Origin of the sequence: Pseudomonas sp. TH34 (genome assembly GCF_016650865.1) — a bacterium.
Taxonomy (GTDB): domain Bacteria; phylum Pseudomonadota; class Gammaproteobacteria; order Pseudomonadales; family Pseudomonadaceae; genus Aquipseudomonas; species Aquipseudomonas yamanorum.
Genome location: NZ_JAEKFB010000010.1, coordinates 427,773 through 443,735 on the forward strand (window position 1 = coordinate 427,773; position 15,963 = coordinate 443,735).

The 15,963-nt window shown below is 60.6% G+C and carries 19 protein-coding genes; 7 read left to right on the plus strand and 12 right to left on the minus strand.

Annotated elements, in window-relative coordinates:
- The first annotated feature begins 70 nt into the window (after positions 1 to 70).
- Positions 71 to 814 (plus strand): methyl-accepting chemotaxis protein, encoded by a 744-nt coding sequence (locus tag JFU58_RS32560; protein WP_375378945.1) that lies wholly within the window; start codon positions 71 to 73, stop codon positions 812 to 814.
- Between the two features lie 129 nt (positions 815 to 943).
- Here the strand turns inward: JFU58_RS32560 and JFU58_RS06765 are convergent, their stop codons facing one another.
- Genes JFU58_RS06765 through JFU58_RS06775 form a run of 3 tightly spaced genes read right to left on the minus strand, consistent with a single transcriptional unit; the run spans position 944 to position 2,051 of the window.
- Positions 944 to 1,564, minus strand: a complete 621-nt coding sequence (locus JFU58_RS06765) for an SOS response-associated peptidase (protein ID WP_003216163.1) — start codon at positions 1,562 to 1,564, stop codon at positions 944 to 946.
- Positions 1,565 to 1,600: 36 nt separating this feature from the next.
- Complete coding sequence (locus JFU58_RS06770) at positions 1,601 to 1,861, minus strand: putative signal transducing protein (protein WP_017477710.1); 261 nt, start codon at positions 1,859 to 1,861, stop codon at positions 1,601 to 1,603.
- A gap of 10 nt (positions 1,862 to 1,871) precedes the next feature.
- Positions 1,872 to 2,051: a CPXCG motif-containing cysteine-rich protein gene (locus JFU58_RS06775; protein WP_017477711.1), complete on the minus strand. Its 180-nt coding sequence runs from the start codon at positions 2,049 to 2,051 to the stop codon at positions 1,872 to 1,874.
- Positions 2,052 to 2,195: 144 nt separating this feature from the next.
- On the opposite strand from JFU58_RS06775, the gene JFU58_RS06780 reads away from it, so the two are divergent.
- Positions 2,196 to 3,359: a 1-acyl-sn-glycerol-3-phosphate acyltransferase gene (locus JFU58_RS06780; RefSeq protein WP_017477712.1), complete on the plus strand. Its 1,164-nt coding sequence runs from the start codon at positions 2,196 to 2,198 to the stop codon at positions 3,357 to 3,359.
- A 29-nt stretch (positions 3,360 to 3,388) separates the two neighbouring features.
- Here the strand turns inward: JFU58_RS06780 and JFU58_RS06785 are convergent, their stop codons facing one another.
- Positions 3,389 to 3,646, minus strand: a complete 258-nt coding sequence (locus tag JFU58_RS06785; RefSeq protein ID WP_063027179.1) for a hypothetical protein — start codon at positions 3,644 to 3,646, stop codon at positions 3,389 to 3,391.
- Between the two features lie 181 nt (positions 3,647 to 3,827).
- Here JFU58_RS06785 and JFU58_RS06790 point away from each other — a divergent pair, with 181 nt between their 5' ends.
- The gene (locus tag JFU58_RS06790) at positions 3,828 to 4,037 is read left to right on the plus strand and encodes a hypothetical protein (RefSeq protein WP_008434269.1); all 210 of its coding nucleotides are present in this window, start codon (positions 3,828 to 3,830) and stop codon (positions 4,035 to 4,037) included.
- A gap of 102 nt (positions 4,038 to 4,139) precedes the next feature.
- On the opposite strand, the gene JFU58_RS06795 is transcribed toward JFU58_RS06790, so the two are convergent.
- Positions 4,140 to 4,724, minus strand: a complete 585-nt coding sequence (locus tag JFU58_RS06795) for a YajG family lipoprotein (protein WP_003216157.1) — start codon at positions 4,722 to 4,724, stop codon at positions 4,140 to 4,142.
- Between the two features lie 184 nt (positions 4,725 to 4,908).
- Here JFU58_RS06795 and JFU58_RS06800 point away from each other — a divergent pair, with 184 nt between their 5' ends.
- Positions 4,909 to 5,142 carry a hypothetical protein gene (locus tag JFU58_RS06800; RefSeq protein WP_201140122.1) on the plus strand — a complete coding sequence of 78 codons (234 nt, stop codon included), beginning with the start codon at positions 4,909 to 4,911 and terminating at the stop codon, positions 5,140 to 5,142.
- Positions 5,143 to 5,867: 725 nt separating this feature from the next.
- On the plus strand, positions 5,868 to 7,376 hold the full coding sequence (mqo, locus tag JFU58_RS06805; protein WP_063027175.1) for a malate dehydrogenase (quinone): 1,509 nt from the start codon (positions 5,868 to 5,870) through the stop codon (positions 7,374 to 7,376).
- A gap of 94 nt (positions 7,377 to 7,470) precedes the next feature.
- Here the strand turns inward: mqo and JFU58_RS06810 are convergent, their stop codons facing one another.
- From JFU58_RS06810 to JFU58_RS06820, 3 genes are all read right to left on the minus strand, one after another.
- Positions 7,471 to 7,758, minus strand: coding sequence for a PA4642 family protein (locus JFU58_RS06810; RefSeq protein WP_063027173.1), 288 nt, complete (start codon positions 7,756 to 7,758; stop codon positions 7,471 to 7,473).
- A gap of 208 nt (positions 7,759 to 7,966) precedes the next feature.
- Positions 7,967 to 8,452 (minus strand): hypothetical protein, encoded by a 486-nt coding sequence (locus JFU58_RS06815; RefSeq protein WP_201140123.1) that lies wholly within the window; start codon positions 8,450 to 8,452, stop codon positions 7,967 to 7,969.
- 61 nt (positions 8,453 to 8,513) lie between these two features.
- Positions 8,514 to 9,071, minus strand: coding sequence for a hypoxanthine-guanine phosphoribosyltransferase (locus JFU58_RS06820; RefSeq protein WP_003216150.1), 558 nt, complete (start codon positions 9,069 to 9,071; stop codon positions 8,514 to 8,516).
- 165 nt (positions 9,072 to 9,236) lie between these two features.
- Between JFU58_RS06820 and upp the strand changes: the two genes are divergently transcribed.
- Positions 9,237 to 9,875 carry a uracil phosphoribosyltransferase gene (gene upp / locus JFU58_RS06825; protein ID WP_003216149.1) on the plus strand — a complete coding sequence of 213 codons (639 nt, stop codon included), beginning with the start codon at positions 9,237 to 9,239 and terminating at the stop codon, positions 9,873 to 9,875.
- Positions 9,876 to 9,877: 2 nt separating this feature from the next.
- The gene (locus JFU58_RS06830; RefSeq protein WP_201140124.1) at positions 9,878 to 11,152 is read left to right on the plus strand and encodes a uracil-xanthine permease family protein; all 1,275 of its coding nucleotides are present in this window, start codon (positions 9,878 to 9,880) and stop codon (positions 11,150 to 11,152) included.
- 138 nt (positions 11,153 to 11,290) lie between these two features.
- On the opposite strand, the gene hisC is transcribed toward JFU58_RS06830, so the two are convergent.
- From hisC to murA, 4 genes are all read right to left on the minus strand, one after another.
- Positions 11,291 to 12,343: a histidinol-phosphate transaminase gene (gene hisC / locus JFU58_RS06835; protein ID WP_201140125.1), complete on the minus strand. Its 1,053-nt coding sequence runs from the start codon at positions 12,341 to 12,343 to the stop codon at positions 11,291 to 11,293.
- A gap of 3 nt (positions 12,344 to 12,346) precedes the next feature.
- On the minus strand, positions 12,347 to 13,672 hold the full coding sequence (gene hisD, locus JFU58_RS06840; protein WP_017477720.1) for a histidinol dehydrogenase: 1,326 nt from the start codon (positions 13,670 to 13,672) through the stop codon (positions 12,347 to 12,349).
- A gap of 127 nt (positions 13,673 to 13,799) precedes the next feature.
- The gene (hisG, locus tag JFU58_RS06845) at positions 13,800 to 14,435 is read right to left on the minus strand and encodes an ATP phosphoribosyltransferase (RefSeq protein WP_003188599.1); all 636 of its coding nucleotides are present in this window, start codon (positions 14,433 to 14,435) and stop codon (positions 13,800 to 13,802) included.
- 247 nt (positions 14,436 to 14,682) lie between these two features.
- Entirely contained in the window at positions 14,683 to 15,948 is a 1,266-nt protein-coding gene (murA, locus tag JFU58_RS06850; RefSeq protein WP_010170568.1) for a UDP-N-acetylglucosamine 1-carboxyvinyltransferase, read from the minus strand.
- Positions 15,949 to 15,963: the final 15 nt, after the last annotated feature.

Genomic DNA, 15,963 nt, shown 5'->3' on the forward strand with positions numbered 1-15,963 from the left:
GAAGGTCAGCGACTCGTCGGAGCACACCGCCGACATCGCGATTCGCACCAACCAGGGCGTGCACAAGCAAATGGTCGAGATCGACCAGGTGGCCACCGCCGTGCACGAGATGACCGCGACGGCCCAGGACGTGGCGCGCAACGCCACCCAGGCTGCACAAGCCGCCAGCCACGCTGATCAAGCGGCGAGCCAGGGCATGCAGATTGTGCGCGACACCTCCACCTCCATCGGTGCCCTCGCCGAGGAAATCGGCAAGGCGGTCGGTGTGGTGCAGGCGCTGGCCAAGGACAGCGAAAACATCAACGCCATCCTCACGGCGATTCGCGGGATTGCCGAGCAGACCAACCTGCTGGCGCTCAACGCAGCGATCGAAGCCGCACGGGCCGGAGAACAGGGACGCGGGTTTGCAGTGGTGGCCGACGAGGTGCGCAATCTCGCACAGAAGACTCAGAAAGCCACTGAAGAAATCCAGACCATGATCCAGCAATTGCAGCAAGGCACCCGCGACGTGGTGCGGGTGATGGAAGACAGCCAGAACCGTACCGATGAAAGCGTGCAACATGCGGCCAAGGCGGCTCAGGCGCTGGAGACCATTACCCAGGCGGTGTCGGTGATCAACGACATGAACACCCAGATCGCCAGCGCCGCCGAGGAACAGAGCGCGGTGGCGGAGGACATTAACCGTAACGTGATCAATATCGGGCAGGTGGCCAATGAAGTGGCAGGCGGGGCGGATGAATCGAGCGCGGCCAGTGCTGACCTGACCAAGCTGGCGGAGCAGCAGCGGCGGTTGATCAATCAGTTCAAGGTTTAACCCGGCGGCGCCCTGGAGACCGCTATCGCTGGCAAGCCAGCTCCCACATTTTAATCTGTGAATACATTCAGAATGTGGGAGCTGGCTTGCCTGCGATGAGGCCGGCGCAGACAGCACGAATCCCCAGGATCAACCCGGAGTCAGGCACTCCGGTCCATTCAGCTTCGGATCGTTGACCATATTGGCCAGCACTCGCTCGCGCAACGCGGTGGGCTCACTGGCCAACAAGGCTTGCAAGGTGTGCAACGGCGTCTCGGGGTTCAGCCAGGCCGCCTGCCCCGCCGCATCCAGAATCAACGGCCGGCGCTGGCTCTGCGCCGCCTGGGTCACCACCGCCGTGCTCAGCCACACCTGTTCCTGCACCGGATACGCTTCCCAGATCGCCGCAAAGAACAGCGTGCTGCCCTCTCCCGGCGTCAGCCAGTACGGCCGCTTGCGCTGGGTGCCGCGCCATTCGTAGAACCCATTGGCCGGCAACAGGCAGCGGCGCTGGCGAAAGGCTTCGCGAAACATCGGTTGCTCTGCCAGGGTTTCCGCCCGGGCATGGGCCGGTGTACGAGAGAGATCGGTCAACCAGGGCGGCGTCAGGCCCCAGCGCGCTCGCGCCAGGGTGTGCTGGCCGTCGCTGAGGCGCTGGATCAGCACCGAATCATTGGGGGAGATGTTCCACTGGGCCTGCTGGTCGGCCGGAAAGCCCGGCAAGGCAGCAAACGCAGGGTTCCAGCGAAACAGGGCATAACGTCCACACATGGGGCAACACGACTCTTGGAGAAACTGGCCGACAGCCTAACAGACCAACACGTCGGGGAAGCTGTCGGGTTCATCACCGGGCAGCGGTTGCGCACCGTTGTAGGCAGTGATCAGCTCACGGGCATAAGCGGCCTGGTCGTTCTCCACCGCCAGGGCCAGCAGACCATAAATCGGTAATTCGCCAGTGCCACCGAGCAAATCGCGCCCCACCAGGTGCGCGGTGATGCCCTCGCTTTCGAGCATGCCTTGCAGCAGCTCGCCTTCCATCAGGTTTTCCGGTTCGTAGATTCGCTGCATGGGCGTACCTTTATTCGTTCTCGCTGCGCACGTTGAGCATCCATTCGTCGCCATGAACCTGCAGTTCGAAAACGATGGGCCGGCAGCACACCGGGCAATCTTCTATATATTCCTGATCGCCTGCCGACAGGTCCAGTAACGCCGTGACTACCTCGCCACAATAAGGACATTCGTACGACTCCTCTTCCATCGCGGTCTCCAAGGTGACTTGTGCGTATAATCGCCGGTCTATTTACAGGGCTATTTTTCGTCCCGGCCAATTGCCCGGACCACGCCCTGATATTTATTGTTCCAAACCTTTACTTACCCTAGCCGTTTCTAACAAGAGAGCATGATGGGCGAATTCGATACCATCCGACCTTACAACGACAGCGAAGTCCCGGCAGTGCTGGCCCGACTGTTCAGTGACAAGGCCTTTCTGGACATCCTGACCCACTTTCGCTTCCCGCGCTTTGCCGGCGCCTTCGGCTGGCTGCTCAAGCCGATGATCGCCCATAAACTGCGCCGTGAGTTCGCCGGCGTCACCACCGTGGCCACGCTGCAGGACAAAGTCGAATTTTACGTCGACCACACTATAGAGCGGGCGACCGACGGCGTAACTTATACCGGCGTAGAGCAGTTCAAGTCCGGCAGCGCCTACCTGTTCCTGGCCAACCACCGCGACATCGTGATGGACCCGGCCTTCGTCAACTACGCCGTGTACCACGCCGGCCTGCCCACGCCACGTATCGCCATCGGTGACAACCTGCTGCAAAAGCCGTTTGTCAGCGACCTGATGCGCCTGAACAAGAGTTTCATCGTGCACCGCTCGATTACCGGGCGCAAAGAGAAGATGGCGGCTTATCAGTTGTTGTCGGCGTACATCAACCATTCGATTCGCAACGACTGCCAGTCGATCTGGATCGCCCAGGCCGAAGGCCGCGCCAAGGATGGGGATGATCGCACCGAGTCGGCGATCCTCAAGATGTTCCACATGAGCCGCAAGGACGAGCCGTTCGCCGAGGTCATCCAGTCACTGAACCTGACGCCGGTGTCCATCAGCTACGAATATGACCCGTGCGACGCAGCCAAGGCCCGCGAACTGTACATCCGCGCCACCACCGGCACCTACAGCAAGGCGCCGGGGGAAGATGACGTGAGCATTGCCCTGGGTATCACCGGCTACAAGGGCCGGGTGCACGTCAACTTCGCGCCGCCGATCACCCAGGCTTTCGAGGACACCAAGCTATTGGCGATCGAAATGGACCGGCAGATTCTGGGCGGTTATCGGTTGTTCCCGGTGCATTACCTGGCGTACGCCCAATGGAGCGATGCCGACCCGCAATTGCAGGTACCGACCGCAGCCGAGGTATTCCCGGCGGACGAGCTGGCCAAGGCGAAAGCGGAGTGGGAGCGGCGCTTGAATGCGTGCCCGGCCGAGCATCGGCCGTATCTGGTGCTGCAATACGCGACGCCGGTGAGGAATCAGTATCGGGTCAAGGCCGGGATTGCCCTGTAACCCGCTCCCACATTTGTTTTAGGGTGTTCTTACAATCGGGTACTGAACAAGGACACCAGCAACGCCAGCCCGAGCCAGACAAACCCCAGCCGGTAGAACAGGCGATGGGTACGCTGGGTCAGCACATCAAGAAACAGCATCGGTTGATCAATGGCCCGCAGTTCGCTTTGCGCGGCAAGCCTGGCTATCGCGCGCTGTTCCCGCAGGCGTGTGACAAACAGCAGCCAAGCCGCCGGGCAGGCCAGCAACAGGGCAAGGGAATTGAGCAGTAGTGCGGTCAGCGACATCGCAAACCTCGATGTATCAGTGTCTTGGTATCAATCCAGATACAAACCTGAATGATATGCGCCGCCTGCGCGTCATTACTCCTTCCCCATTGACGGCTAATGTATCCAGTAATTTACAGCGTCACCTGAACGTCACCTTAACAAGCCACTCTGTTGCCCTTCGAAAGCCCGGGAGCTTGTCATGTTGCACGCGCAGAACCAGGATCGGCTGTATCTGATTGCCCCAAGTGATGAGCAAGAGGCGCTGGTAGGCGGCCTCGCGTTCAATGTGCAGGACCGCCACTGGCTGGTGTATTGCGCCCTCGGCGGGCATCAGCATGCCGACCTGCCGGAGCTGGATTTGCTCACTGGAGTGAGTGTGCTGGACTTTTATGTCGAAACGGCTGCATGAAAACTGCAGGCGTAAAAAAACCGGGCTCATCGCTGAGCCCGGTGATCGTTCCCACGCGCCGCAAAGGAATGCCGACTGGGGCGCTCCGCGCCCGCCTGACGGTTACTGCGAGCTGAGTAGCGAACCGATGCTCGGGTCCTTGAACAGGCGCGTCAGGGCATCGCTCAACACGTCGCTGACCAGCTTGGTGTTGGTTTCCTGGTTCGGCGCCATACCGAAGCGCTGGTCCAGGGAAGCGCCGTAACGGCCGCTGTAGCGACGGGTACCGGCAGTCACGTCGGACTTGAAGGTTGCGCCGATGGTGGCTTCAGTCACGTACAGGCCTTCCTTGGGCGACTGATACTTCAGCTCGGCCAGGGTGATGGTCAGTTGTGGAGCACCTGGCGAGTTGGACGGGGTGAAGCCCAACAGGCGCACGGCCGCTTCGGCCTGGGCTTGCAGCTTGGGCAGCACGTCCGCACCGGTCACCGTAATGGCGCTGGTTTCCGGGTACAGGCCGCCACGGGTGCCGAGGGTCGGCGACGGACGCCCATCAACCACACGCACCGACACCGGCTGGCCATGGCCGACAGGCGCCAACTGGGTGGTGATTTTCGGTTGCGGGCTGAGTTGTTGCGGGCTGTGGGCGCAGCCAACCAGGGTCAAACTGGTCACAGTGATCAAACCGAACAACAGGCGTTGCAACATACTCATTTCTCCAGGACTAGATGCAAACAGGGCGCCAGTATAACGGTGAGCGCTCGCCACTCACCAGAATTCCTGAACGGCGCCTGAACTGTCGGCGAAATTACAATTTTCACACAGAACCGTCACCCCACTGTCATGCCAGACTGCCAACCTTCGCAGCATGTAACGAACCGGGTACACAACCATGCGCCTTCTCAAATCTTTGTTCTTTTCCCATGCCAGTCATCGTCACTTTGCACTGCTCGATGCCCATGGCTGCTGCCAGGCTTTCAAACAGTGCAGCCTGCCGCCCGTCGGCGAAGGCTGGGTCGAAGTCGAAGAGACTCGCCTGAGCTGGATGCACCGCCCGCTGCCGGCCAGCGCCCGCATCAACCCACGGGTTTCGCAGCCACAGCAAGGGCATGTGTTGGCCTCCTGACCAGACTGCTAATAAAAGTCATTAAACACGCCCATTTGCGCGCATTTCTTCGCTACAATCTCCCCCCGATTATAAGGACGTCTCCTGATCGGGCCTCGCAGCATCGCTAATGCACTTGTGTTAGCTCCCCGCACCGCCCACAGAGAGCCGCCCACACAGATCGAGTGAAGCTGGCGAGCTTGCTGTTTTCTCTGCAAACCATCGTCTTTACCCGAATCTGCCAGAGCTGCCATGCGCTCGGCCACTTGAGTTGTTTGCCCGTTTTGCCGCTTGCCGGCAGTTATTTCGGGCCAGGTGCCAGGCTGGGGCAGCCCTTTTTTGAGGTTCACGTCTTCAAAAGAGCGTGAAAAAACGGGTTTTCACAACTTCACAAGAGTGTGGCGAGCAAATGAATAGTTTTGCGTTTGTACAAGCACCATCAGCGTCTGGAACAGCCCCACCACACAGGACCGAGCACTCCTCAAAAACCGGAGTTTGAAGCCTGTCCGCTACGGATTTGGTTGCACGATCGGACGAGCTTGACCATAAGTCGAATTGCCACAGGTGCCCTTAAATGCGTTCATACGCAGATCAGGCCCGGTCGGCAGCGTCCGCTTGCGATAAATTGCGAAGAATCGGACATGGCGATCCTGGCCATGGGTAACCTGGGGCATCACGTGAACCGCCCCGTCACTCCTGGCAGCCATGCCGTCAATTTGGTGCTGCAGATTTTGGAGACGCGTTAAATGGCGCATAACGAAGCAGTCGACGTAGTACTGGTAGGTGCGGGCATCATGAGTGCCACCCTCGCCGTACTGCTCAAAGAGCTCGACCCCGGCCTCAAGCTGGAAGTCGTTGAGCTGATGGATTCGGGTGCCGCGGAAAGTTCCAACCCGTGGAACAACGCCGGTACCGGCCACGCCGGGCTGTGTGAGCTGAACTACACACCGCAGGCCGCTGACGGCTCCATCGACATCAAGAAAGCTGTGCACATCAACACCCAATTCGAGGTGTCGAAGCAGTTCTGGGCTTACTTGACCAAGAAAGGCACCTTTGGCTCGTCCAAGTCCTTTATCAGCCCCGTGCCGCACCTGAGTTTCGTGCAGGGCGAGAAAGGCGTGTCGTTCCTCAAGAAGCGTTTTGAAACCCTCAGCCAGCACCACGCGTTCTCGGACATGCACTACACCGAAGACCGCAGCGAAATGGCCGAGTGGATGCCGCTGATGATGCCCGGCCGCCCCCTGGACGAAAAAATCGCTGCCACCCGCGTGATGAACGGCACCGACGTCAACTTCGGCGCCCTGACCAACCAACTGCTCTCGCACCTGACCAGCGCACCGGATGCCCAGGTCAAGTACAGCAAGCGCGTCACCGGCCTCAAGCGCAACGGCGCCGGCTGGACCGTGAGCATCAAGGACGTCAACAGCGGCAACTCCCGTGATGTGGACGCCAAGTTCGTGTTCCTCGGCGCCGGTGGCGCGGCCCTGCCGCTGCTGCAAGCCTCGGGCATCGAAGAAAGCAAAGGCTTCGGCGGTTTCCCCGTAAGCGGCCAGTGGCTGCGTTGCGACAACCCGGAAGTGGTCAAGCACCACCAGGCCAAGGTCTACAGCCAGGCGGCCGTGGGTTCGCCACCCATGTCGGTGCCGCACCTGGACACCCGTGTGGTCGATGGCAAGAAGTCCCTGCTGTTCGGGCCATACGCCGGCTTCACCACCAAGTTCCTCAAACACGGTTCGTTCCTTGACCTGCCCCTGTCGATTCGCGCCGGTAACATCGGCCCGATGCTGGCCGTGGCCCGGGACAACATGGACCTGACCAAGTACCTGGTCAGCGAAGTGCGCCAGTCCATGGAACAGCGCCTGGAATCCCTGCGTCGCTTCTACCCTGAGGCGAAAGCCGAAGACTGGCGCCTGGAAGTGGCCGGCCAACGGGTGCAGATCATCAAGAAAGACCCGAAGAAAGGCGGCGTGCTGCAATTCGGTACCGAACTGGTTGCGGCCAAGGACGGCTCGTTGGCCGCCCTGCTGGGCGCATCTCCGGGCGCTTCGGTGACGGTGTCGATCATGCTGGAACTGATCGAACGCTGCTTCCCGACCAAAGCGGCCGGTGAATGGGCTGCCAAGCTGCACGAGATCTTCCCGGCTCGGGAAAAGGTCCTTGAGACCGATGCCGAGCTGTATCGCAAGATCAACACGCAGAACAACATCAGCCTGGAACTGGTTGAGCAGAGCAGCGAGACCGAAAGCTACGCTTGAGCGTCGTGACGCAGAGCGTCAGTGGATGCATTCCCACGCAGAGCGTGGGAACGAAAAAACGCCCCGAATGGGGCGTTTTTTTCGTCTGTAGCAATCAGCCGCGGGCTTGTTCGATCAGCTCGATGTACTCAGCGGCGTTGCGCTGGTCCTTGATCACTTCAACGAAGGTCTGGCCGTGCTCGTCCTTGCCATCGAGGTCCAGGCCGGCTTCCTTGAAAAACCCCAGGAAGCGTTCAAAGTCGTCGATACGCAGGCCACGGTAAGCCTTGATCAGCTTGTGTAGGGACGGCGAAGTGGCGTCTACCGGCTCGAAATCCAGGAACAGCTTGATTTGCTCGTCGCCGATTTCATCACCAATCACCTGTTTCTTATCTTTACGCATTACCGACTCCAGCCTGCAGACATTTACACGGGAAAAGCAGTTTACCTGCGGCACAGCGGCTTCGAAAGCTACGCGAACCAATGTGGGAGCTGGCTTGCCTGCGATAGCGGTGGGTCCGCTGGCCCATCTGTTACTGATGCATCGCTATCGCAGGCAAGCCAGCTCCCACATTGACTGTATTTACACCGCCGAATCCGCGTCGGCTGGATTATTTGGAGCGAACGGCGCCGGTGTGCAAATCGGCCCAGATATGGCCATTGGCGTAACTGAGGAACTGCACATACACCATGTCGTTGCGCAGCAAATCGACGATCACCCGATACTGGGTCATCGGGTACGACAAGGTCAGGGTTTCGCTTTTATCGTCGAACACCGGCTTTTTCAGGCTTTTGCTTTCGGCATCAAAGTTGAGGATCACCCGGGTGATGGTCGCGCCCTTGTTCAGGGACTTGCCCTTGAGGCGGATCATCAACGGTGAGGTCACCGGAATCGGCTGCTGGGTGGATTGGCGCTGGTTACCCACCACCACCGAATACTCGGTGACTTGCAGCAATTGTTGCTGGTCCGGAGCTTCGGCGCGCAGGGTCAGGTCGTCGGGAGGCAGGAATTGGCTATGCAGCGGCGCCGGAGCGGCCGCCAGGGGCAAACTGAGGGTCAGCGCCAGGGCGGCGCAGGTGCGAATCAACAGGCTCATGAACAGCTCCAGACGCAGAGGCCAAGCACGATAGCATGACAACCCTGCGTCTGAATCCCGCTTACATACCTTTAACGGCGTAGATCCCATTGGCATTACGCCAGTAGCCTTTGTAGTCCATGCCGTAACCGAAGATGTAACGGTCAATGCAAGGCAGGCCCACGTAATCGGCCTTCAGGTCCGGACGGGCCTTGCGGTCGTGGTCCTTGTCGATCAGCACGGCGGTGTGCACTTTACGCGCGCCAGCGTGCTTGCAGAAGTCGATGATCGCGCCCAGGGTGTGCCCTTCGTCGAGGATGTCGTCGATGATCAGCACATCGCGGTCGATGAACGAGACTTCCGGTTTGGCTTTCCAGAACAGGTCGCCGCCGCTGGTTTCGTTGCGATAGCGGGTGGCGTGCAGGTAGGACGCTTCCAGCGGGAATTGCAGATGGGTGAGCAATTTACCGGCGAAAATCAGGCCACCGTTCATCACGCAAAAGACCACCGGGTTGGTGTCGGCCATTTCGCGGGAGATGTGCGCGCCGACCTTGGCGATGGCCTCTTCGACTTGCGCTTCGGTGTACAGGCAGTCAGCCTCGCGCATGATTTGACGGATATGCTCGAGATCAGCGGACATGGCGCTCTCCAAGGGGGTGCTGTGGCAAGAAAAGCGGGCAAAGGTACGCATGTGAGGCGCAACGTTCAAGCCTTAATGGACTAACGTACTAGATGTCTATAGGACAACACCCTCGGATAGATTAATCTAGGCCGGTTTTTTTGCCCGCCGCCGGAGCCTTTCCCCATGCCCATCCGTGAGATCCGCCACCCGCTGATCCGACATAAACTCGGCCTTATGCGCCGCGCCGACATTAGCACGAAGAACTTCCGCGAGCTTGCTCAGGAAGTCGGAGCGCTGCTCACCTACGAGGCGACCAAAGACCTGCCCCTGGAAAACTACGAGATCGCCGGTTGGTGTGGTCCCGTCCAGGTCGAGAAAATCGCCGGCAAGAAGATTACCGTGGTGCCGATCCTGCGTGCCGGTATCGGCATGCTCGAAGGCGTACTCAGCCTGATCCCGGGCGCCAAGGTCAGCGCCGTGGGCGTGGCCCGCAATGAAGAGACACTGCAGGCCCACACCTACCTGGAAAAACTCGTACCGGAAATCGACGAGCGCCTGGCGATGATCATCGACCCGATGCTCGCCACCGGTAGCTCGATGGTTGCCACCATCGATCTGCTGAAAAAAGCCGGTTGCAAGGACATCCGCGCCATGGTGCTGGTGGCCGCTCCCGAAGGCATCGCCGCCGTCGAGAAAGCCCACCCGGACGTGCTGATCTACACCGCCTCGATCGATGAACGCCTGAACGAACACGGCTACATCATCCCGGGCCTGGGCGACGCCGGCGACAAGATCTTCGGTACCAAGCAGAAGGACGCGTGACCATGCAGGATGAATTCAACGACCCGCTTTGGCGCCAGATCCTGTCTGGCGCACAGATGCTCTTCGTAGCATTTGGCGCGCTGGTGTTGATGCCGCTGATCACCGGTCTCGATCCAAACGTCGCCCTGTTTACCGCAGGCTTGGGCACCTTGTTGTTCCAAGTGGTCACCGGGCGCCAAGTCCCGGTGTTCCTGGCGTCGAGCTTTGCGTTTATCACCCCGATCATTCTTGCCAAAGGCCAATTCGGCCTCGCGGCGACCATGGGCGGCGTGATGGCGGCAGGTTTCGTTTACACCTTCCTGGGGCTGGCGGTGAAGATCAAGGGCACCGGTTTCATCGACCGGCTGCTGCCGCCGGTGGTGATCGGGCCGGTGATTATCTCCATCGGCCTGGCCATGGCGCCGATTGCCGCCAACATGGCGATGGGCAAGGCGGGTGACGGTAGCGAGTTGATCCACTACCAGACCGCCATGCTGATCTCGATGCCGGCGCTGCTGACCACATTGATCGTGGCGGTATTCGGCAAAGGCATTTTCCGCCTGGTGCCGATCATCTCCGGCGTGCTGGTGGGTTTCGCCATGTCGTTCTACTTCGGTGTAGTCGACACGGCGAAGATCGCTGCCGCACCGTGGTTCGCCCTGCCCCACTTCACCGCGCCGGAATTCAACTGGCAGGCGATCCTGTTTATCGTCCCGGTAGCCCTGGCCCCGGCCATCGAACACATCGGTGGTGTGATTGCAGTGGGCAGCGTGACCGGTCGCGACTACCTGAAGAAGCCTGGCCTGCACCGCACGCTATTGGGTGATGGTATCGCCACCACCGCTGCCGGCCTCTTCGGCGGCCCGCCCAATACGACCTACGCGGAAGTGACGGGCGCCGTGATGCTGACCAAGAACTACAACCCGAAAATCATGACCTGGGCGGCGGTGTTTGCCATCAGCCTGGCGTTTATCGGCAAGTTCGGCGCGCTGCTGCAAAGCATTCCAGTCCCGGTAATGGGCGGGATTCTATGCCTGCTGTTCGGCTCGATTGCCGCGGTGGGGATGAACACCCTGATCCGCCACAAGATCGACCTCGGCGAAGCACGCAACCTGGTGATTGTGTCGGTAACCCTGGTGTTCGGGATTGGCGGGGTGCTGGTAGGTACCGGCACCGGCCCGGATGACTTTGGCCTGAAGGGCATTGCCCTGTGTGCGGTGGTAGCGATTGCGTTGAATCTGCTGCTGCCGGGCAATGACGGCTGGAAGCACAAGAAGCCGGATGAGCCGTTGCTGTAAGGCTTTAGCTTTTTGGTGTTGCTGATGGCCTCATCGCGGGCAAGCCCGGCTCCCACAGGGGACTGCATTCTTTCTGACAATGCATTCCAATGTGGGAGCCGGGCTTGCCCGCGATGGGGCCTGTTCAGTCAATGAAGATTACAGCTCGCCCAACGCATCGATCAGCGCCTGGTTCTGCTCAGGCGTGCCGATGCTGATCCGCAGGAACTGGGCAATCCGCTCCTGCTTGAAGTGCCGCACGATCACCCCTTGTTCCCGCACCTTGGCTGCCAGCCCGGCAGCGTCGTGCCGTGGGTGACGGGCAAAGATGAAGTTGGCCGCAGACGGCAACACTTCAAACCCCTTGGCCTGCAACTGCGCCACCAGCTTTTCACGGCTGTCGATCACCAACTTGCAGGTGTTCTGGAAGTGCTCACGGTCTTCAAACGCGGCGGCCGCACCGACAATCGCCAGACGGTCCAGCGGGTAGGAGTTGAAGCTGTTCTTGACCCGCTCCAGCGCCTCGATCAGGTCCGGATGGCCCACGGCCAGGCCCACCCGCAAACCGGCCAGTGAGCGCGATTTGGAAAGGGTTTGGGTCACCAGCAGGTTCGGGTAACGGTCCACCAGGCTGATGGCGGTTTCGCCACCGAAGTCGATATAGGCTTCATCCACCACCACCACCGAGTCCGGGCTGGCCTTGAGGATTTGCTCCACTGCGTCCAGCGCCATCACGCAACCGGTCGGCGCGTTCGGGTTCGGGAAGATGATCCCGCCGTTGGGCCTGGCGTAGTCAGACACGCGGATCTGGAACTGCTCATCCAGCGGCACGGCGTCGAAGGCAATGCGGTAAAGCCCGCAGTACACCGGATAGAAGCTGTAGCTGATGTCCGGGAACAGCAACGGCAGGTCGTGCTGGAACAAACCGTGGAAGATGTGCGCCAGGACTTCATCGGAACCGTTGCCGAGGAACACCTTGCCCGCGTCGATCCCGTAATACTTCGCCACCGCCTGCTTGAGCAGGTCGCTGTTGGGGTCCGGGTACAAACGCAGGTTGTCGTTCAACTCGGCCTGCATGGCTGCCAACGCTTTGGGCGATGGGCCGTAGGGGTTTTCATTGGTGTTGAGTTTCACCAGCTTGGTCAGCTTCGGTTGCTCACCGGGCACGTAAGGCACGAGATCCTTGACGAGCGGGCTCCAGAATTTGCTCATGTTTCAGTTCCCCTGCTTATCGTCAACGATGCGGTATTCGGCGCTGCGGGCGTGGGCGGTCAGCGACTCGCCACGGGCCAGCACGGAAGCGGTCTTGCCCAGTTCCGACGCGCCCTGTGGCGAGCAGAAGATGATCGACGAGCGCTTCTGGAAGTCATACACGCCCAAGGGCGAAGAGAACCGCGCGGTGCCCGAGGTCGGCAACACGTGATTGGGGCCGGCGCAGTAGTCGCCCAGAGCTTCGCTGGTGTGGCGGCCCATGAAGATCGCGCCCGCGTGACGAATCAGCGGCAGCCAGGCTTGTGGGTCGGCGACGGACAACTCCAGGTGTTCCGGTGCGATGCGGTTGGCCACTTCGATGGCTTGTTCCATGTCGCGCACCTGGATCAGGGCGCCACGGCCATTGATCGACTTCTCGATGATCTCGGCACGCTCCATAGTCGGCAGCAGCTTGGCGATGCTCGCTGCCACCTTGTCCAGGAATTCGGCATCCGGGCTGACCAGGATCGCCTGGGCGTCTTCGTCGTGCTCGGCCTGGGAGAACAGGTCCATGGCGATCCAGTCCGGGTCGGTCTGGCCGTCACACACCACGAGGATTTCCGAAGGGCCGGCGATCATGTCGATGCCGACCTGGCCAAATACATGGCGCTTGGCCGTGGCTACGTAAATGTTGCCCGGGCCCACCACTTTATCGACCTTCGGCACACTTTCGGTGCCGTAGGCCAGGGCCGCTACCGCTTGGGCGCCGCCGATGGTGAAGACCCGATCAACACCCGCGATGCAGGCCGCTGCCAGCACCAGTTCGTTGATTTCGCCGCGCGGTGTAGGCACCACCATGACCACTTCGGTCACGCCGGCGACCTTGGCCGGAATCGCGTTCATCAGTACCGAGGACGGGTACGAGGCTTTACCGCCCGGCACGTACAGGCCGGCGCGGTCCAGCGGCGTAACCTTCTGGCCCAGCACGGTGCCGTCGGCCTCGGTGTAGCTCCAGGAATCCTGTTTCTGTTTTTCGTGGTAGCTGCGCACCCGCGCGGCCGCCACTTCCAGGGCTTCGCGCTGGGGCGCGGTGATGCGGGTCAAGGCCAGTTCCAGGCGCTCGCGGGGCAGGATCAGGTCGGCCATGGAGGCAACGTCCAAGCCATCGAACTGCCGGGTGAAATCCACCAGCGCCGCGTCACCGCGCTCGCGCACGGCCTTGATGATGTCGAGCACCCGCTGGTTGACCGTATCGTCGGACACGCTTTCCCAGCTCAGCAGATGATCCAGATGATGGGCGAAATCCGGGTCGGCAGCGTTGAGTCGGGCAATTGCAGTGGACGTGGTCATAGCGAGGGCCTCAATAGAATTGGCAAAAACTCAGGCGCCCTAAACTAGCAGTCGTTTCCGCTTGGGCACCTGAGAATTCTGGCTATGAGGCGGATAGACGGGCGCGGCTTAGGGCCGCGCGGGTGAGTCAACCGCGGTGTCGAGACTCCACTGCCTTGCGCAGGGTGTCGATCAACGCCTGGATACGGGCGTGCTGCATTTTCATGGAAGCTTTGTTGACGATCAGGCGGGAGCTGATGTCAGCGATAAAGTCCTGGGGTTCCAGGCCGTTGGCGCGCAGGGTGTTTCCGGTGTCGACCACGTCGATGATCTTGTCGGCCAGGCCGATCAGCGGTGCCAGCTCCATCGAGCCGTAAAGCTTGATGATGTCGACCTGGCGACCTTGCTCGGCGTAGTAGCGCTTGGCAACGTTGACGAACTTGGTCGCCACCCGCAGGCGGCCCTTAGGCTCGACGTCACCGACACGGCCGGCGGTCATCAGCTTGCACAGGGCGATACGCAGGTCCAGCGGCTCGTACAGGCCCTGACCGCCGTATTCCATCAACACGTCTTTGCCCGCGACGCCGAGGTCGGCCGCGCCATGCTCAACGTAAGTTGGCACATCGGTGGCACGCACGATCAGCAGGCGAACGTCGTCCTGGGTCGTGGGGATGATCAGCTTGCGGCTCTTGTCCGGATTCTCGGTTGGCACGATGCCCGCTTCAGCCAGAAGCGGCAAAGTGTCGTCAAGGATGCGGCCCTTGGACAGTGCGATGGTCAACATGGGAAACGTCAGTCCTTCATCAGGCTATTGCTGTCCGGTCGCAATCGGCGCCAGACACAGATCGAGGCCATTACAGCCTCGATTTGAAACAAATCAGTTAACAGCATACATCGTCCTGTGGCGAGGGCGCTTGCTCCCGCTGGGGCGCGAAGCGGCCCTGGTCTTTGTTTAAAAAGACTGGGACTGCTGCGCAGTCCAGCGGGAGCAAGCTCCCTCGCCACAATGACCGTGTTTGCAGTTCCTGGAACTAGCCCGGTACGCGGCGGATTTTCGCGCCGAGCATCTGCAGCTTCTCTTCGATGCACTCGTAACCACGGTCTATGTGGTAAATGCGGTCGATCAGGGTGTCGCCGTCAGCGCACAGCGCCGAGATCACCAGGCTGGCCGACGCACGCAGGTCGGTGGCCATCACTGGCGCGCCCTTGAGCTTCTCGATGCCGGTCACGATGGCGGTGTTGCCTTCGACCTGGATCTTGGCGCCCATGCGGTGCAGTTCATACACGTGCATGAAGCGGTTTTCGAAGATGGTCTCGATCACAGCGCCGGTGCCTTCGGCAATCGCGTTCAGGGAAATGAACTGCGCCTGCATGTCGGTGGGGAACGCCGGGTACGGAGCAGTACGCACGTTGACGGCTTTTGGCCGCTTGCCGTGCATGTTCAGCTCGATCCAGTCTTCGCCGGTGGTAATCTCGGCGCCGGCTTCCTTGAGTTTTTCCAGGACGGCTTCAAGGATGGTCGGATCGGTGTCCTTGACCTTGACGCGGCCACCAGTGACGGCAGCAGCCACCAGGTAGGTACCGGTCTCGATACGGTCCGGCATCACTTTGTAGGTGGCCGAATGCAGGCGTTTCACACCTTCGATGGTGATGGTGTCGGTGCCGGCGCCGGTGATGTTGGCGCCCATGGCGATCAGGAAGTTGGCCAGGTCGACCACTTCAGGCTCGCGCGCGGCGTTTTGCAGGACGCTGCGGCCGTTGGCCAGGGCTGCGGCCATCATGATGTTCTCGGTACCGGTCACACTGACGGTATCAAAGAAGAAGTTCGCGCCACGCAGGCCGCCTTCCGGCGCCTTGGCCTTGATATAGCCGCCTTCGACGTCAATGGTTGCACCCATGGCTTCGAGGCCACGGATGTGCAGGTCCACCGGACGCGAACCGATGGCGCAACCGCCAGGCAGTGCGACTTCGGCTTCGCCGAAACGGGCAACCATCGGGCCCAGTACCAGGATCGAGGCGCGCATGGTTTTCACCAGCTCGTACGGTGCGATCAGGGTCTTGATGGTGCGCGGGTCGATTTCGACGCTGAGTTTCTCGTCGATCACCGGCTCGATGCCCATGCGACCGAACAGCTCGATCATGGTGGTGATGTCGTGCAGGTGCGGCAGGTTGGCCACGGTAACCGGGCCATCGCACAGCAAGGTCGCTGCCAGGATCGGCAGGGCGGAGTTCTTCGCCCCGGAAATACGGATCTCGCCATCAAGACGAGCACCGCCGGTAATAATCAATTTATCCATAAGAATCTCGACGCC

Excerpts from the sequence above, each read along its gene's own strand:
- upp (WP_003216149.1), top strand. The coding sequence starts at position 9,237 with ATGCCCATCCGTGAGATCCGCCACCCGCTGATCCGACATAAACTCGGC.
- JFU58_RS06810 (WP_063027173.1), bottom strand. The coding sequence starts at position 7,758 with ATGCGTAAAGATAAGAAACAGGTGATTGGTGATGAAATCGGCGACGAG.
- murA (WP_010170568.1), bottom strand. The coding sequence starts at position 15,948 with ATGGATAAATTGATTATTACCGGCGGTGCTCGTCTTGATGGCGAGATC.
- JFU58_RS06765 (WP_003216163.1), bottom strand. The coding sequence starts at position 1,564 with ATGTGTGGACGTTATGCCCTGTTTCGCTGGAACCCTGCGTTTGCTGCC.
- JFU58_RS06795 (WP_003216157.1), bottom strand. The coding sequence starts at position 4,724 with ATGTTGCAACGCCTGTTGTTCGGTTTGATCACTGTGACCAGTTTGACC.
- hisC (WP_201140125.1), bottom strand. The coding sequence starts at position 12,343 with ATGAGCAAATTCTGGAGCCCGCTCGTCAAGGATCTCGTGCCTTACGTG.
- mqo (WP_063027175.1), top strand. The coding sequence starts at position 5,868 with ATGGCGCATAACGAAGCAGTCGACGTAGTACTGGTAGGTGCGGGCATC.
- JFU58_RS06775 (WP_017477711.1), bottom strand. The coding sequence starts at position 2,051 with ATGGAAGAGGAGTCGTACGAATGTCCTTATTGTGGCGAGGTAGTCACG.
- hisG (WP_003188599.1), bottom strand. The coding sequence starts at position 14,435 with ATGTTGACCATCGCACTGTCCAAGGGCCGCATCCTTGACGACACTTTG.
- JFU58_RS06830 (WP_201140124.1), top strand. The coding sequence starts at position 9,878 with ATGCAGGATGAATTCAACGACCCGCTTTGGCGCCAGATCCTGTCTGGC.
- JFU58_RS06800 (WP_201140122.1), top strand. The coding sequence starts at position 4,909 with ATGCGCCTTCTCAAATCTTTGTTCTTTTCCCATGCCAGTCATCGTCAC.
- JFU58_RS06820 (WP_003216150.1), bottom strand. The coding sequence starts at position 9,071 with ATGTCCGCTGATCTCGAGCATATCCGTCAAATCATGCGCGAGGCTGAC.
- JFU58_RS06780 (WP_017477712.1), top strand. The coding sequence starts at position 2,196 with ATGGGCGAATTCGATACCATCCGACCTTACAACGACAGCGAAGTCCCG.
- JFU58_RS06815 (WP_201140123.1), bottom strand. The coding sequence starts at position 8,452 with ATGAGCCTGTTGATTCGCACCTGCGCCGCCCTGGCGCTGACCCTCAGT.
- JFU58_RS06785 (WP_063027179.1), bottom strand. The coding sequence starts at position 3,646 with ATGTCGCTGACCGCACTACTGCTCAATTCCCTTGCCCTGTTGCTGGCC.
- JFU58_RS32560 (WP_375378945.1), top strand. The coding sequence starts at position 71 with ATGGTCGAGATCGACCAGGTGGCCACCGCCGTGCACGAGATGACCGCG.
- hisD (WP_017477720.1), bottom strand. The coding sequence starts at position 13,672 with ATGACCACGTCCACTGCAATTGCCCGACTCAACGCTGCCGACCCGGAT.
- JFU58_RS06790 (WP_008434269.1), top strand. The coding sequence starts at position 3,828 with ATGTTGCACGCGCAGAACCAGGATCGGCTGTATCTGATTGCCCCAAGT.
- JFU58_RS06770 (WP_017477710.1), bottom strand. The coding sequence starts at position 1,861 with ATGCAGCGAATCTACGAACCGGAAAACCTGATGGAAGGCGAGCTGCTG.